This window comes from Paenibacillus sp. Soil787 (assembly GCF_001429545.1).
In the GTDB taxonomy this organism is placed as follows: domain Bacteria; phylum Bacillota; class Bacilli; order Paenibacillales; family NBRC-103111; genus Paenibacillus_E.
On the sequence record NZ_LMSP01000008.1, the window covers coordinates 1 to 17,342 of the forward strand.

General features: G+C 46.3%; 9 protein-coding genes. All 9 read left to right on the plus strand.

Features of this window, described 5'->3' with window-relative positions; genetic code table 11:
• The first annotated feature begins 405 nt into the window (after window positions 1-405).
• The 9 genes from ASG93_RS10140 (at window position 406) to ASG93_RS10185 (ending at window position 17,270) form a co-directional block, all read left to right on the plus strand.
• Complete coding sequence (locus tag ASG93_RS10140; RefSeq protein ID WP_056831484.1) at window positions 406-1,758, plus strand: ABC transporter substrate-binding protein; 1,353 nt, start codon at window positions 406-408, stop codon at window positions 1,756-1,758.
• Window positions 1,759-1,867: 109 nt separating this feature from the next.
• Entirely contained in the window at window positions 1,868-2,821 is a 954-nt protein-coding gene (locus ASG93_RS10145) for a carbohydrate ABC transporter permease (protein WP_235550808.1), read from the plus strand.
• Window positions 2,818-3,699, plus strand: coding sequence for a carbohydrate ABC transporter permease (locus ASG93_RS10150; protein ID WP_056831486.1), 882 nt, complete (start codon window positions 2,818-2,820; stop codon window positions 3,697-3,699). Before ASG93_RS10145 ends, ASG93_RS10150 begins: the two co-directional genes overlap by 4 nt.
• 12 nt (window positions 3,700-3,711) lie before the next feature.
• Complete coding sequence (locus ASG93_RS10155) at window positions 3,712-6,423, plus strand: alpha-mannosidase (RefSeq protein WP_056831488.1); 2,712 nt, start codon at window positions 3,712-3,714, stop codon at window positions 6,421-6,423.
• A gap of 28 nt (window positions 6,424-6,451) precedes the next feature.
• Window positions 6,452-7,369, plus strand: a complete 918-nt coding sequence (locus tag ASG93_RS10160) for a class II fructose-bisphosphate aldolase (protein ID WP_056831490.1) — start codon at window positions 6,452-6,454, stop codon at window positions 7,367-7,369.
• 39 nt (window positions 7,370-7,408) lie between these two features.
• Window positions 7,409-10,900, plus strand: a complete 3,492-nt coding sequence (locus ASG93_RS10165) for a glycosyl hydrolase-related protein (RefSeq protein ID WP_056831491.1) — start codon at window positions 7,409-7,411, stop codon at window positions 10,898-10,900.
• Between the two features lie 238 nt (window positions 10,901-11,138).
• Window positions 11,139-11,444, plus strand: coding sequence for a hypothetical protein (locus ASG93_RS10170; RefSeq protein WP_056831494.1), 306 nt, complete (start codon window positions 11,139-11,141; stop codon window positions 11,442-11,444).
• Window positions 11,445-12,230: 786 nt separating this feature from the next.
• Entirely contained in the window at window positions 12,231-14,666 is a 2,436-nt protein-coding gene (locus ASG93_RS10180; RefSeq protein WP_056831498.1) for an alpha-mannosidase, read from the plus strand.
• Between the two features lie 12 nt (window positions 14,667-14,678).
• Entirely contained in the window at window positions 14,679-17,270 is a 2,592-nt protein-coding gene (locus tag ASG93_RS10185; RefSeq protein ID WP_056831501.1) for a glycoside hydrolase family 2 protein, read from the plus strand.
• Window positions 17,271-17,342: the final 72 nt, after the last annotated feature.

Here is a 17,342-nt window from a genome sequence, read left to right on the forward strand (position 1 = left end):
CCTGTCTAACTGAATATGTCATCTTTTGATCAAGAGGTTGAAATCTTACGAATGAGCGAGTATATGAGAGAAAAACGTTGGCCCCAGAGGGAGTCTCCAGAGACTCTTATTTGGTGCCGAAGACATCCCGCGGATCAAACTTTGCTCTGCGAGTGAACTTGATAAACAAAAAATAGCAATCATAGGAGTAAGTGGGCATTAATGTGGGTTCTCGAGGGTTTAGATTAACTATATACACAAACACTCTTGAAAGCGCTTAAAAAATGGTTGACATTGCAGCTTTTGTTGGTATTATAAATGTATAGGCTTCAAAAAGCCACATTGCAAGCGCTTTAAATTGTGGAATTGTCGATATGCAATGTGGCATTGGTTGTCTAACCATTTAACTAGGGGGAATGAAACCGTATGAAGAGAGCAAATAAATCCATGTTGGTTCTACTCAGCACAGCGCTCAGCACCGGATTAGTGTTGACTGCATGCAGCACGGATAAAACAGCAAGTCCAAGTGCAACTGCTGGAACTGGTGCAAGCCCAGCTGCAAGTGCGGCAGTAGAGAAGCCAAAGGGGAAAGTTACACTGGATTTTTGGACCCATTGGGGTTCTACAACACGCCGTCCGATTATTGAGAAAATTATTAGTGATTTTAATGCTTCTCAGGACCGCATTACCGTGAAACATACGTTCTTGCCTTATGGAGATGGTTGGACGAAGGAACTGGCAGCTATTGCTGCAGGCAATCCGCCCGATGTCATCATTCACGATATTAGCCAAGTTGCTCAACGTGCCAGCAAGAAGCAAGTAACGAATCTTACGCCTTACTTAGCGAAGGATAACATCAAAGATCGTTTCTTCCCGAACTTATACAATGCGATGCAATATAAAAACGAAGTTTATGCTTTACCATTTGTAACAGACACTCGCGTATTGTTCTATAACAAAGCCATTTTTAAAGAAGCAGGACTCGATCCAGAGAAACCGCCAAAAACATGGGCTGAGTTGGAAGAGTATTCCAAGAAAATCGATAAAATCAACAACGGTAAAATTGAGCGCTTAGGCTTTCATCCTCGCTTAGCAGGAGGGCAAGATGTGTTCTTGAACAACGCGGATGGCGGAAGACCTTGGCTGGACGACAAAGGTATTTACATCAATTCACCTAACCGGATTGCTGCACTCGAATGGTATAACAGCTGGGATGCTCGTCTAGGCAAAAAGGAAGTTGACGCATTCAAAGCTAGTTTTGGCAGTAAAACGAACGATCCGTTAATTGCTGGGAAATTAGCTATGAAAATTGATGCGGGTACATTCTGGACTCAAATCCGTGACTTTGCCGCTAAGAAAGAAGACTTTGGTATTGCTGCAATACCTGAATACAAAGCAGGAAGCGGAAACTGGAGCGTCGGTGGAGGCTTTACCATTGAAATTCCGTTTGGTGCTAAGCATCCAGATGAAAGCTGGGAGTTCTTGAAATATATGACGGATGTTGATGCACAGAAATATTGGGCGCAATTCAACTTCGATAACGTATCCAATATTAAAGCATCCAATGATCCAGATTTGATCAAGGATCCAATTTACAAGTTTACTGTTGAAAACTTGAAAAATACTGTGCTTGCGCCAGTACCAGTAACAGCACCTGATTTTGCTAACTTGATGAATCCGCAAATTGATGAGGCGATTCTAGGGAAGCAAAGCCCGAAAGATGCCTTGGATAAAGCTCAGAAAGCGGTTGAGGACTTAGTTAAGCAAAATACAAAGTAAGCTTTAGATCATAAGGGTGGAGTCGTAGTGTATTACTGCTCCACCCTTTTCCCATAAGCGGAAGCTTTTAATGGCCAGTCTTCGAAAGAAATGTTAAGGAGGAACACATGTGAATCCCCAAGTGAATAAGGTTATCCATCTGAAAAAGAGAAGAAAGTGGTCTTTGGACAAGAAAGAAGCGCTAGAAGGCTATGGTTTCGTTGCTCCGTGGTTTATTGGTTTTCTGATTTTTACAGCCGGTCCTCTTTTGTTCTCTTTATACGCTAGCTTTACGAACTATGACATCACTTCACGCATGGACTTTATTGGTTTCGACAACTATAAACGCATGTTTACGGAAGATCCTTTGTTCTGGAAATCACTCCGAAATACTCTTTACTATGTTGCACTTGCCGTTCCGTTAACCACGATGGGCTCTGTGATTCTTGCCGTTTTATTGAATGTGAAAATTCCCGGCATGCGATGGTTTCGGACGATTTATTACCTGCCAACCGTCTTGTCCGGTGTAGCTGTTTATATGCTTTGGATGATGCTTCTTAACCCAGATTCAGGTCTCATTAATACGGTGCTCGGCTGGATTGGCATTGAAGGACCTGCATGGCTGACGGATCCGGCTTGGACGAAAAATGCGATTGTCATGATGAAAATGTGGGCAGTCGGCGGAGGGATGCTGCTTTTTCTAGCAGCGCTGCAAGGAGTATCCGATCATTTGTATGAAGCAGCGGAGATTGATGGCGCATCCAGCATTCGCAAGCTTTGGCACATCACTGTACCGATGATTACGCCTGTTATTTTCTTTGATGTCGTCACAAGCTTAATTGGTGGCTTCCAAATTTTCCAGGAGGGCTATGTCATGGCCGATGACCCTGGTGCTCCGGGATCTCCAGCGAACTCCCTCTTATTTTTCAATCTTCATATGTTCCTGAAAGCTTTCAAAATATTCGATATGGGATACGCCATGGCAATGGCTTGGTTCCTATTCATCATCGCAATTATCGTTACCATCATTAATATGGTGATGTCGAAATACTGGGTTCACTATGAAGGAGGAGATTCGCGATGACCGTCGCTGCAGCTGTAAATAAGAAATCATACTATCAAAGCCGCAAGACCAAGCAAAGTATCTCCAAATGGGTCGTAACCTTGATTCTCATTGTCGGCAGTTTGTCTTTTCTCATGCCGTTCTGGTGGATGATTCAAACATCCTTGAAATCGTTGACAGAAGTGGTGACCTATCCGCCGACTTGGTTTCCTAAAAAAATCGTTTTCTCCAACTATAAAGAGGCATGGGAAGCGGGTAATTTTGCGAGATATTCGGCCAATTCGTTGTTAATCGCTATAACTGCGGTGCTTGCACATGTGATCTCAAACTCTTTCATTGCTTATGGATTTGCGAAGATTCGCTTTCCCGGAAAAGGGCTGCTGTTTTCCATTATTCTTGGAACGATGATTATTCCGGGATTTGTCACATTGATTCCTCAGTATATTTTATTCTCTAAATTACATTGGGTTGGTACTTACTTGCCCTTGGTCATTCCAGGTTTTTTCGGAAGTGCCTTCCATATTTTTCTCATACGTCAATTCTATTTGGGTATCCCCAATGATTTAGTTGAAGCAGCGAAAATTGACGGCGCAAGCCACTTGTACATTTGGCGTTCGATTATGCTTCCGCTTGCAAAACCGGCACTCGCTACGGTGGCAATCGGTACATTTACAGGAGCTTGGAACGATTTCCTCGGACCGTTGTTATATGTGAATGATGAATCTAAGTATACGTTGCAGCTTGGTTTGCAAGCCTTCAAGGTTAGCTCAGGCGTTAGCCAGTGGCACTTACTTATGGCGGGTTCAGTAATGGTAATGATTCCGGTCATCGCAATTTTCTTCATTTTCCAAAGATACTTTATCGAGGGTATGAACATCAGTGCTGGTACAAAAGGGTAGGAGGATAACAATTTGGATCGCAAATATCGTTTGTTTATTTACCATCATACCCATTGGGATCGGGAGTGGTGGGCGACGATGCAGGATTTCCGCATCCGCTTGGTAGAGCTTATCGACGAACTGCTTGATACGATGGATAACGATCCGGAGTTCCGTTGCTTTTTGCTCGATGGTCAAACAATTGTCTTGAAGGACTATCTGGAGATCCGGCCGGAAAATCAAGAACGTCTTCTGCGATATATCCATGAAAACCGTATTCAATGCGGTCCATGGTACATCTTACCGGATGAGTTTCTCGTCAGCGGTGAAGCGCATGTACGTAATTTAATGCTAGGTGCACGCATGGCTGAGAAGCTTGGCTATACGAACTTGGATGTCGGTTATATCCCGGATACATTTGGTCATATCTCGCAGATGCCGCAGATTCTCCAAGGCTTCGGGATTGATAATGCGATGGTCTGGCGAGGACTCGGCGGAGCTTCACCCGACTTTAAACAAGAGTTTCTATGGGAAGCTCCTGATGGCACGCAAGTGTTCACGTACTGGTTCCCAGATGGCTATTATATGGTGGATTTTCTCCACTTTGACAATCCGCTCAAGACTTATGACGAAACCTACGGTAGAGTTCGTAAATCCTTGGAATGTTGGGCACCACGGGCAACGACGGATTGCTTGTTAATGCCCTATGGCGGTGATCACAGGCTTATTGATGCGCGATTGCCCCGATTAGTGAAACAGGTGGGCGAAGATTTGAATGAAATCGCGGAGCTGCATTGGGGGACGACGAAGGATTTCATTGAAGCCGTTCGCAGTCAGAATCCTTCATTAGAAGTTATACAAGGAGAGCTTCGTCATTTTGGCGCAGATTTGCCCCATGTATTGGCCGGTGTATTGTCTGCACGTCTATATTTGAAACGGCATAATTTCATCGGACAGCTGGCATTGGAACGCTATGCAGAACCTTTCTCAGCGCTTGCCTGGCTAAGCGGCCGTAAGTACGAATCAACCCTGCTGTGGACCGCATGGGAACTGCTTGTCCAGAATCACCCGCACGACAGTATTTGCGGATGCAGTATTGACGAAGTGCATCGTGAGATGCTGCCAAGGTTTGCGCAATCCAAGCAAATAGCTGACATTTTGACGGAGAAAAGCATCCAACACATCAACAATCAAATTGATACAAGCGATTTGGAAGATGGTGGTTTGGCGATTGTTGTTCATAATTCACTGAGCTGGACGCGTGACGACACGGCTGCTGTCTGGGCGGATCGAAAGTTAATGGTTCATCCAAGAACCTATAGGCTGGAGGATTCGGAAGGAAATGAGGTTCCGTTTCAGGTGAAGGAAGTCAGCGGCATGAAGCCGATGACGGATAAACATTTTTATACAGAATTAAGTTTTCCGGCTGTAGAACTTCCCGGCTTTGGCTATAAGACCTATTCTTTGCGTAAAAGGGAAGCCGTTTGCGATCCCAAACAGGTGTTTTTCAACGCACTGCTGCCATCCGCTAAATTGAAGGGCAGTGAAGCCGTAACGGATTTGCACATCGGACCCAATATCTTGGAGAATGCTTTACTACGCGTTGAAGTTAATCAGCAAAACGGCACGCTGCGCATTACCGACAAACAAAGCGGCCTTATCTATGAAGGTTTGGGCGCCCTTGAAAGCGGAGGGGATGCTGGAGATACCTATAATTATGCAGCCCCATTAGTTGATCAAGTGCTCCGCACGACGGAAACTCCAGTTGGCGTACACGTTTCCGCAGCCGAGGTTGGTTATGCGAAAGGAACGCTTCAAGTGGATATCGATTGGTCCTTGCCGAAGAGACTTAGCGGGGACCGATTAAGCAGAGAGGCTGCCTACACCGAATATCGAATTACGAATTATGTGACGCTTGCTGCAGGATCCGCAAGAGTGGATGTGCGCACGGTGTGGAACAATCAAGCGGAAGACCATCGATTACGAGTGTTGCTTCCACTTGGTGAGAAGTTCAAGGTCTCACATGCCGAGGGGCATTTCGATGTTGTGGAAAGAGAAGCATCTATGAAGGAGCACGGTAATGGATGGCCAGAAACGTATGTACAGCAGCAGCCTCAGCAAGGCTTTGTGAGTGTGAATGGTAGTGATAAAGGAATGACAGTAGCCAATAAAGGGCTGACTGAGTTTGACATGCTGGGTGATGAGCAGGGGACACTAGCAATCACTTTGTTAAGGGCTGTAGGTTGGTTATCTCGGGAAGATACGTTGATTCGGGTCGGCGGCGCTGGTCCTGAAACACCTGTACCCGATGCGCAGAGTCTTGGGTTCAATGAAGCGGAGTATGCGATCTTTGTCCACCAAGGAGATTGGCTAGAATCTAATATGTTTACAAGGGTTCATGAGTATTTAACAGCCAGCTATGGATCAATAACTGGGAAACATACAGGTGTTTTGGCAAAGAAAGATGGTTGGCTGGAAATAGAGGGAAATCATACCCTCATGCTCAGCGCCTGCAAAAAAGCGGAGAAGTCAGATAGCCTTATATTACGTTTCTGGAATACAGCTAAAAAAGCGACCTCAGCAAAAGTAAGAATGAAAATAAAGCCCGATCAGGTACGCTACGTGAAATTGAATGAGCAGAGGGTGGATACGAAAGACCTCGTCATGGATGCCGATGGAGCATTCACGGTTCACGCAAAAGGTGCCGAAATCATTACGCTCGAATTCAGCTTTCCATCTGTATAAACCAAATAGATAAAAAGGAGAGATTATCATGAATACTGAATTAAGACCCAAAAACGTCATTACACTCAAACAAGCCTTAGAGGTAGCTGAAAAATACGGGTTCGCTATAGGCTCGTTTTCCCCTCGATATACACCGATGATTACGCCCGTTTTGAGGGCAGCCGAGAAGATGAAATCTCCGGCCATTGTTCAGATATCTCATAAAGAACTAATCCGATATGGGATTACACCAAAGGAATTCGCCGATGAATTTTATGAAAAAGTGGTGTCGGAAGGAATAACCGTGCCCCTAGTCCTGCATCTTGACCATACCAAGGAATTGGAAACCATCGCTCTTGCGATTGACGCCGGCTTCACCTCGGTCATGATTGATGCTTCGGAGAAAAATTTAGATGACAATATTAGCCAATCCAAAGAGGTCGCAGATTATGCTCATGCGAAGGGCGTTTCCGTTGAAGCGGAGCTTGGCATGATCGGAACGACGGATTTCGTGGAAACGGATAAAGACGAGGAGCTATACACCGATCCTCAGGAAGCAAAACGATTCGTTAATGAAACGAATATAGATGCATTGGCGGTTTCCTGCGGGACAGCCCATGGCGTTTATATGGTTAGACAGCCTAAAATCGATGTTGCTCGATTGCAAGAAATCCGTTCCCTTACGCCCGTACATCTTGTGCTGCATGGCGGTTCCGGCGTACCTGCGGAAATGATGGAAGGAGCCATTCGCCTTCCAAGCGGCGGTGTGAGTAAAGTGAACATCGCAACAGACTTGGAGCTTTCTTTCTTAGGTGCATTAGGACGCGAAGAGAGACTGACGAATGAAGAATGCAAAGCATTGGAACCTTCTCTTTTGGAAAAGGGGAGAGCCGCTGTTGAAAACACGGTCATCGATAAAATGATTCATTTCTTAGGAAGCAAAGCGCAGGCAGTTCATTTTGCTTAAATGGATAAAGCCATAAATGACTGAGGAATGGGAGCTTATATGGATAAAAAGGTGATTTGGAGCATCGGGTCGACTGAAAGTGGTGCAGAAGATCTTCTTGATAATTATAAAGATCCTAATCGACTCGGGGATATTGTATGGGATGCAGATGCCAAATGCAGTTCAACACTTGGAACGAAATGGCCCATGTTTCATCCTAGTGAAGCAGACCCTGATGGGGGTTATAGGCTGCATCCCTACACGATTCATTTTAGTTTGGAGGAGCAGCTTGTCCAGGACTATATTCTAGCCATTGACTATTTAGTGATTGCCCCAAGAGTATCCTATCTGGAAATAAAGGTGAATGGCGTTTCCGGCTTTGCATACGTCCGTCCGACCCCTTCTCAATCAGGAGAAATTGCTTTACAGTCCGGTCTTCATACGACGATTTATGCGGACGGCCGAGCAGAGGTTATCGTACCTGGTCATTTGCTGCAACGAGGGAAGAACACCATCGAGCTAACTTGTCATGATGGTGGGGAGACGTTGGTTATCGATCGGATCGAAGCGATTAAACGCTTAGACCGCATGGCGAATGGAGCAGGGTTGCTCTATCAAAAGCTTTCTTTTTCTCCAGATAACAGACGGAAAGATGCCGTGTTGAATCACGTAGAGGTTCAATCCACGGTGCTTTATAGGCAGTCAGCCTCAGAGGAACTAGTGAATGTTTGCCATTTATATCTGGAGCTTGCCACCAGCGTAACAAACGGTGATCTTACTTTACAAATTAGTGGATCGAACGGTAAGAGAGAGTATGGATTCGGGATGTCCGCAGTCGCTTTGGGCCACGTTCATTTCACGTTTGAATGTTTGGATGGGGAAGGTCCGGTTACTTACCTATTACAAGGCGAAATGGATGAGAAGCCCGTAAAATGGGAAGGCAGTTTTACTCGCAGAAGAAAGTGGAAAGTGTACATTGCACCTCATGCGCACACGGACATTGGCTACACTCACCGTCAATGGGAGGTCGCTGAACGGCTGTGCCGTAATGTGGACACCGCTTTGGATCTCATTGAGAAGGAAGCTGAATCCGCAGAACCAGCTTTTACCTATCATTTGGATGCCGGCTGGGTGCTGGAAACGTACTTAGCCACTCGGGATGACCGAAGAAACAAACAGTTAATTCAGGCCTTACAAGCAGGGAAAATTAGCCTAGCAGGCAATTATGTCGACTTGTTGACGCAATTTGCAGGGCTTGAGGATTTAATTCGCAATCATGAATTTGTCAATGATTTGCTTCAGCCGACAGGGATGAGGCCGAAAGTTAACGCTGTTGTGGATGTTGCTTCTTTAACGAGCTCCCTCCCGGCAATCATGGAAGGCAGCGGGATCAAGTATTTGATTCATGCGAATAATCAGGATCGCGGGCCGTTTCGATTGAATGGCGGGCTGCACAAGCTGTCCCCCTTTTATTGGGAAGGACCGCAAGGAGGCCGGGTTCTTTGCTGGCTGGCCAAAATGTACTGTGAGCTGCGCAAAGTATGCGGAAGTCCGCCAATGGTGACATCCGCTGAACGCGGTCTTGATATGTGGCTGCAAGAATATGAAAGAGAAGATTACGCGCCTGACGCTGTTTTATTATACGGGCAGGAAGCGGACAATACAGATCTGGATCCACAGCCGGTTGACTTTGTTAAGGAGTGGAATCGAGATTACGCTTTTCCGAAATTAGTTGCATCTGATGTCAGTGAATTTTTCGAATATGTGGAAAATGGATACTCGTCAAAGCTGCATACCGTCAAAGGCGACGGTGGCGCTTATTGGGAGGATGGTGCTGGATCATCGATTACGCCCACTATCCAAACAAGGAAAGCACAAGCGATGCTGCCCGCTGCTGAAAAACTGGAAACTCTCGCGGTTATTCACAATAAGGGATGGTCTTATCCGCTTAAGCAATATGATGAGGCATGGCGGGAGCTGCTGCTATATGTCGAGCATACCTGGGGCGCATTCTTAAGCGCAACGGAGCCGGAAGCACTGCTGCAGCAGGATCAATGGGCCGTTAAACAGCACATGGCCGATAGCGCTTATCAATGGGCTAATCGTTTACTGCATACTTCGGCGACAAGACACAGTTTGAATTGGAACAACGACGGAAGAGAGGTTGTCGTGTATAACCCGCACAGCTGGTCCTTCAGTGGGAAGGTGCAGGTAGAAATCGCTCCTCAGGAAATCATCTTGCATCCGGAGACGCTGGAACAGATTCCGATGCGTTACATCAAGGTTCTTCCCTCACAAGCCGTTGTCGAGTTGTGGGTCGATGATCTTCCGGGGCTCAGTTATCAGCGGTTTCTTTTGCAGGCTGAGGGACCTGGCAGCGTTATTGATAAGTCCGCAGACCCTGAAACCGTTGTGGCATCCACGCTCTGCGTGTATACGATGGAAAATGATGCTTATCGGATAACAATCGATTTGAATCGCGGGTGTGTATCGAGCTGGATCGACAAGGCCCTTGATCAGGAGCTTGCAGATGCGACCAGCCCGTGGGGCTTCGGACAACTGCTGTATGCGGAGGGCGGGGAGGGCACACGGCTGATGAGTAACCAAGCCGACTTGCCGGATGGCAATCCTCAGGTGTTGACTGATTTCACTTTAATCGAAATGACATCGGACGTTTTTTCGTATGGGCAATCCGTCAAGCTGCGAGGCAAAGTGCCTTACGGTGAACTAGAGCTGGAATGGACGCTGCTTGACCGCGCTAAGCAAGTGGAAGTGAGCTACAGCTATTCGAAAGAAGAGAGGCTGGAGAAGGAAGCTGTTTATATCGCATTTCCTTGCCGCTTGCCAGATGCGCAAGTCCTTTCGGATTCTCAGCTGGGTTGGATGGATTGGGACAAGGACCAGCTTCCAGGAGGCTGCAAAGAATGGCTTCCTTTGCAAACCGGTATTATTGTGCAGAAGGAACATGCCGCCGTTCACATCGCTTCTCCAGATATTCCTTTGTTCTGCGTAGGGAATATTGTGCAAGGGAAATGGCCTAAGGAGATGAGACTGAGCGGAGGAACTGTATTCTCTTATGTTTTGAATAATTATTGGCATACCAATTATAAAGGCTCGCAGGGTGGAACGATCCGCTTCCGCTATGCCTTATCCAGCGGTAAGACGCAGCCTTTGGATCAGGCCTACCGCAGGGGATGGCAAACGAGACAAAGCATGTATGCGCAGCGGATGAGCTTTCAAGATTTCCGTGATGTGGCGGAACCCTATTCAAGAGAGTCTGGAGGCACATTGGCGGAGCTGAATACCGATCAATCGGTTATTACCGCTTGGAAAAAGGCTAGGCGCGCTAATGGTTTTATTGTAAGGCTGCAGGAAATTGCAGGCTGTGTGCAGTCGCCGAACTTGCTCATTCCGGGGAAACGGATTGCAGCAGCTTGGCTCTCGGACCTGCTCGAGAATGAACATAGTGAGTTGCCGATAGAGTCCGACGGTTCGATCCGTATTCCTATTCAACCTTGGGGATTATCTACTGTGCGGATTGAAATGGTGTAATACTTCCACCAGTCGGACTGGGCGGAATGTGATTTGTATAGCTCCGAAATTCGATATTGAGTAGCTTCGCGTGGGTAGATTGGGCTATCGTGATTACCAGTGTTGTAGTTTCTACAACAATTTACACGCCAAAAGGCTATTTTGCATGTAGATGTTGCATTTTGTACAACAATTTGAACGCATTTCATGCGAAATGGCCTGTATAGGGCACAATTGTTGTACTTGTGCAACAATGAGGGTGAGAAGTGAGATCTATGCAGCAATTGTTGCAATTTCTACAACATCATTCGATCGAGAATGTGGTGTTTTATTCATCCGGGAAGCTCAAGTGTGCTATAAGATGATGGATACCTTCCTCCGCGAAGCTCAAGTGTGCTATAAGATGATGGATACCTTCCTCCGGCATGCTCAAGTGAGCCTATCTGACGAAGTATTCCAATTTAAGCCACCTCCATTGCCAGATTTATATGATTTGGGTTCTGTTAAAGTGAAGTTTAGCCCCATTGGGATTGTCGAACTAGAACGGTGGGAGCGCCTCATTTAGGTGAAGTCCATGGGCTCGGACAAGAGCAAAGGGAACGACGGAGGGCTCGGACATGAGCAAAGGGAACGACGATGCGTTATTTTGTAAAATAACTGCTTTTTCGAGTGTTTAGGGAACATGGATGCGTTAATTCGCCATTTTGGGCTGGATGACGGCTTTCAAAGCGGAAATAAGTGATCTACGTTCCGTTTCGCTAGTCGAATAGCGACTTTCTAGGTAATTAGCGCATCGACGTTCCCTTTCGCGATGGTTTTGGGTGGCATGATCCCTTTTCTTGAGGGTTTTGACGGAATGTTTCCTTTTCTCAAGGGTTTTGGATGGTATGTTCCTTTCTTGAGGTTTCTGGATGGTAAGTCCCTTTTCTCGAGGGTTTTGCATCGTAAGTTCCCTTTCATGAGGATGTACCGCTAAAGAAGTTGAACAACACGATACCTATGGCCAAGACTCGGTTGCTAAAGTCGGATCTGATATTGATGCTTGGTGCCATTCATTGGATAAACTGTTGACCTATGATTTTGACTTGATGACCTTCGGTCATTTGCCTCCGACGTTGGTCTACGATGCCAAAACGAAAGTAGTTGAGGCACGGAAACAGCTAGGAGTTTATTTTAGTAGATAGCAGAAAGTATAAGTATTATACTTTTGCTTCGCATCTACCTTGACAAACGCGCTCGTCCCTGAAGGATGACGGAGTCGTTTATCCTTGAACCATGATTCAAGCCCATGTATGAGACTTTCCAGTATTAAATTCACTTAGCTATTTATCAAATAAAGGTAGGGGAAATTATGAAACAGAAGAAACTTTACATGATCGGGAATGCTCATCTGGATCCAGTTTGGCTTTGGCAATGGCAGGAAGGCTTTCAAGAAACGAAAGCAACCTTCCGGTCAGCTCTCGACCGCATGAAGGAATATGATGATTTTATTTTCACTTCGAGCTCAGCTGCAAACTACGAATGGGTTGAAAATAACGACAAAAAAATGTTTGAAGAAATTAAGGAACGCGTACGTGAAGGCCGCTGGCAAATCGTTGGCGGGTGGTGGATACAACCGGATTGCAACATTCCAAGCGGGGAATCGTTTGTCCGTCAAGGCTTATATGGCCAACGTTATTTCAAGGAGAAATTAGGCGTCACTGCGAAAGTGGGTTATAACGTCGATAGCTTTGGACATCACGGCATGCTGCCGCAAATATTGCTCAAAAGCGGTATGCCTTATTATATTTTTATGCGTCCTATGCCGAATGAGAAAGGCTTGCCGGGACGTCTATTTCACTGGGAATCGGATGATGGCAGCCGCGTACTGACCTACCGGATTCCATTTGAATACTGCACATGGGGCAAGGATCTCGAGAAGCATGTTCGCCGATGTATGGAAGAGCTGAAGGATCCCTTTGGCAACTTGATGGTTTTCTACGGGGTTGGTAACCATGGGGGAGGCCCAACGAAAGAAAATATCGACAGCATCAAGCGGATGAATGGGCTGCCTGAATTTCCGAAGATGGAGATGGCTGCACCGAATGAATTTTTCGCCGATATGGAAGCCATGCAGCTGCCAATTCCAGTCGTCCATGACGATCTTCAGCACCATGCGAGTGGTTGTTATGCGGTCCATTCGGGGATCAAGCATTGGAATCGTCAAGCTGAGAATAAACTCATTGCTGCTGAAAAATGGTCATCATGGGCTGAATTAAGGACAGGGCAAGACTATCCAACAGATTTTCATCGTGCATGGAAAAACGTGTTGTTCAACCAATTCCATGATATCCTTGCCGGAACTAGTCTTGAATCGGCTTATGAGGATGCGCGCAATATGCACGGTGAAGCGATGACAATTGCAGAGCGAGGCCTGAACTATGCGATACAATCCATTTCTTGGCATATCGGCATTGAACAGGAAGATGGCATGAAGCCAATCGTTGTATTTAATCCTCATTCTTGGGAAAGCACCGTTAACATCGAGTTGGAGATTGGCGGCATCAAAGATACGACGATACTGGTAGATGAGAACGGTAAGCAGGTTCCCTTCCAATTGGTGCAATCTCAGGCAACGGCTGGCGGCAGATACCGTCTTAGCTTTATTGCACAGCTGCCGTCCATGGGGTACCGGGTGTATAAGGTGCTAACAGCTTCACAGGAACCCAAATTGGCATCACAACCGATTAAAGCGAATGAGTATGCGTTGGAAAATGATAGATTCCGCCTGGAATTTGATCCGAAGACAGGCTTCATCTCCAGCTTATTTGATAAAAAAGTAAATGTTGACGTATTCCGCGGACCCGCGGCGAGACCCGTCGTTATTGAAGATAAGTCAGATACTTGGAGTCATAATGTTTTTCATTTCAACAATAAGGTTGGCGAATTTATAGCGACAAGCGTTCAGCGCGTCGAGCATGGCCCGGTTAAATCAGTCATCAGAGTCACAAGTGAATATGGCAGCTCCAAGATCGTGCAGGATTTTACCTTGTATAAACAATTGGACTATATCGATGTCAAAGTGACAGTGGACTGGCGTGAACAGTTTAAAATGTTGAAATTGGTATTCCCAATTAATTTGGTATTTACGAAACAGACGTATGAGATCCCATACGGCTTCAAAGAGCGGGAGCATAATGGGGAAGAAGAGCCAGGTCAAAGCTGGGTAGATTATGGCGGCATTTTACGTGACATTGGAGAGCACGGAGGTACTTCCTATGGTGTTTCCCTGATGAATGATGCGAAATACAGCTACAGCATTATGAATAAAGAGCTGGCCATGACGGTGATACGCAGCCCGATTTATGCCCATCATGATCCTGTAGTTCCCGAGCCTCAGGGGTACTATTCCTTCATCGATCAAGGCATTCAGACATTTAATTATAGACTGCTGCCGCATCAAGGCAGCTGGGAGCAGGCTGGAACGGTTAAGCATGCACTGGAGTTAAATCAGCGTTCGATCACGATTATCGAATCCTACCATGAGGGAGAGCTTCCACAGAAGGATTCCTTTTTGACGGTAGATAAGGACAACATCATCGTCAGTGTAGTGAAAAAAGCCGAAGAAGGCAGCGATCTGATTATTCGCGCTTATGAGACAACGCGAGAAACGACCGAAGCGACCATTCGATTGCCGCACTTGAATCGTGAAATTACAGTGAAATTCGGTCCTTGTGAAATTAAAACCTTCCGTGTTCCTGCCGATCCAAGCCTTTCGGTTTCAGAGACGGATTTAATCGAGTGGTAAGGGGTGTCTAAGATGGCAGTAAAGCAGATTAGTTTGAACGGAAGCGATTGGCTCTTCAAAGACTTCTTGGGCGAGGATTGGATATGGCGAAATGCTGAAAAACCCGACTCCAAAGATAGTCGCTGGTGGAGGAAAGGGGCGGTTCCTGGAACCGTTCTCTATGACCTTTGGCAAAATGGCGAGGTTTCGGACCCCTATTTTGAGCGTAATAGTCTTTTGGCGGAATGGGTACCTGAACGAACGTGGATTTATAAAAAGTCGTTCGACATCGATGCTTCCATGTTGGGTCAACGCGTCCAGCTTCATTTTAAGGGTGTTGATTTTGAGGCGCAGTTTTTTCTGAATGGTGTCAAAATTGGTCATCACAAAGGCATGTTTACGGCGGCCGTATTTGATATCACAGATACCCTTCATTATGGCGGGTCTAACCTATTGTCAGTTGTGATTGAAAAAGCACCGGACGAACAGCCGCAGGTTAGCAAAACAAGCTACGTTCGCGAACATAAAAGCCGGATGACGTATTGGTGGGATTTCTGCCCGCGGATGATTCATCAAGGGATATGGGACGATGTGTATTTGGATGTTACGGGTCCGATTCGTATCGAGGATATTTATGTGAGATCAACGATTTCCAATGATTTTGGGCTAGCTAATCTTACGATAGATTCGACGATTTCCTCTGGGAAACAAGCGGAAGTACGTGTGGAGACCTGCATTTTTTCAGGTGATGAGCAAGTAAGTTCTGTCGAATCTGATCACCTTGTTAATGAAGGGGAAACTAAGCTCAGCTCTATTGTAGAGATTAAGCATCCTCGTCTATGGGAGCCGAACGGTTCGGGCGAAGCCCATTTATATCAAGTCCGGATTAACGTGTTTGAAAAGATAAATGAGCCAGAGCGGCGTGCCGACAGCCAGCTTAGTTCAGTTAAAGAAACAACGTTCGGCATTCGATCAGTGGCTTGGCATCGGAATGAAACACCTGATCAAACGGCGAGGCCTTATGTGCTAGTGGTCAATGGGCATAAAATGTACATCAAAGGCTGGAACTGGGTACCTATGGATGTCATGTATGGTAGAGAGCAGCCGGCTAAGCTAGAAAGACTGTTAACGTTAGCCAAACATGCAGGAGTTAATATGCTGCGAGTATGGGGTGGCGGGCTGATTGAGAAGGATGCCTTCTATGAGCTGTGCAATCGTTACGGCATTATGGTTTGGCAGGAATTCATTCAATCCAGTTCTGGGATTGCGAACAAACCGAGTGAAGATGAGGCTTTTATCACGATGATGGTGCGGGAAGCTGAGCAAATCATTCCGAGAAAGAGAAATCATCCTTCTCTCGTTCTATGGTGTGGAGGTAACGAGCTGCAGGATAGCGATGATCGGCCGCTTGACGATACGGAGCCCGTATTGGGAGCCCTTAGACAAGTGGTTGAAGCATTACATCCAGATGCACTTTGGCTGCCGACGTCGCCTACCGGTCGATGCTTCTCAAATACGCTGGACAACATCGAGCAGGATCCTACTGGACAGCATGACGTGCATGGCCCTTGGGAGTTCCAGGGTTTGTCGCAACAGTATGAGCTCTATAACAAAGGGACCTCGCTGCTTCATAGCGAGTTCGGCGTAGAGGGGATGACGCATTTAAAGACGCTGAACCATACGATTTCTGAGTCCAACCAGTGGCCAGCGACCCGGGATAATCCTATTTATTTTCACCGAGGCTCTTGGTGGATTAATGAACCCATGATTCAGTCCTCCTTCGGAAATGAGCTTCATCATCCTGAGGCGCTGATACGCGCAAGTCAGTTTCTACAAGCAGAGGGACTCAGGTATGCGGTAGAATCTAATCTTCGACGGATGTGGCAAAATAGCGGAACACTCCCATGGCAGTTTAATGAGCCATTCCCGAATGCTTATTGTACTTCCGCGCTTGATTACTTTACGAACCCTAAGCCGGTTTACTATGCGATGGTTAAAGCCTATCAAACGATACAAGTTTCAGCCAGCTTTGCTACGATTGCATGGGAAGGTCAGGAAACTTTTAAAGCGGATGTATGGGGAGTTCAGACAGATAGGATCGAATTGGGAGATTTAACCTCGCAATGGTGTTTAGTTGGAGCAAGCGGACACCTATATGCCGAAGCCGAGTGGCAAGGTAAAGTGGTGCCCAATGCGGCAACTCGACTTGGAACGTTTGAACTGCCTCTCCAGCAGGTGCAAGAGGATGTATTCTTCTTCCGCATCAATCTAGTAAACGCCGCGAAGGAAGTCATTAGCAGTAATTGCTATCCTTTTAGCGTTACAGCTAATTTGGTGCCGATGTTAGTACTACCCCAAACCAGCCTACAAGTGGAGAATACTCTTACGGAAAAAGGGGGAGTCTGGCAGCTTCAAGTTACGAATGTTGGCACACAGGCTGCTTTGCTTGTTCATCTGGAGGAAGCTCGTATGGTAACAGCAGAAGGCTATGTTTATTATTCGGATAATGATTTCTTCTTATTCCCAAGCGAAAGTAAATTAATTAACGTCAAGTGGAGCTCCATTCCTGAAGCTGACAGGAAACTGAACATATCTGCTTGGAACAGCCCGGTTCAGCACATTTGATGACCGTTAGGACTTAATAGCCTCTTTACAGGGGGATTTTACGGGGAACTCTCTTGACAACCGTACTAAGAA

Coding starts and splice junctions, on each gene's coding strand:
- ASG93_RS10140 (WP_056831484.1), top strand. CDS start 406: ATGAAGAGAGCAAATAAATCCATGTTGGTTCTACTCAGCACAGCGCTC.
- ASG93_RS10150 (WP_056831486.1), top strand. CDS start 2,818: ATGACCGTCGCTGCAGCTGTAAATAAGAAATCATACTATCAAAGCCGC.
- ASG93_RS10160 (WP_056831490.1), top strand. CDS start 6,452: ATGAATACTGAATTAAGACCCAAAAACGTCATTACACTCAAACAAGCC.
- ASG93_RS10165 (WP_056831491.1), top strand. CDS start 7,409: ATGGATAAAAAGGTGATTTGGAGCATCGGGTCGACTGAAAGTGGTGCA.
- ASG93_RS10180 (WP_056831498.1), top strand. CDS start 12,231: ATGAAACAGAAGAAACTTTACATGATCGGGAATGCTCATCTGGATCCA.
- ASG93_RS10185 (WP_056831501.1), top strand. CDS start 14,679: ATGGCAGTAAAGCAGATTAGTTTGAACGGAAGCGATTGGCTCTTCAAA.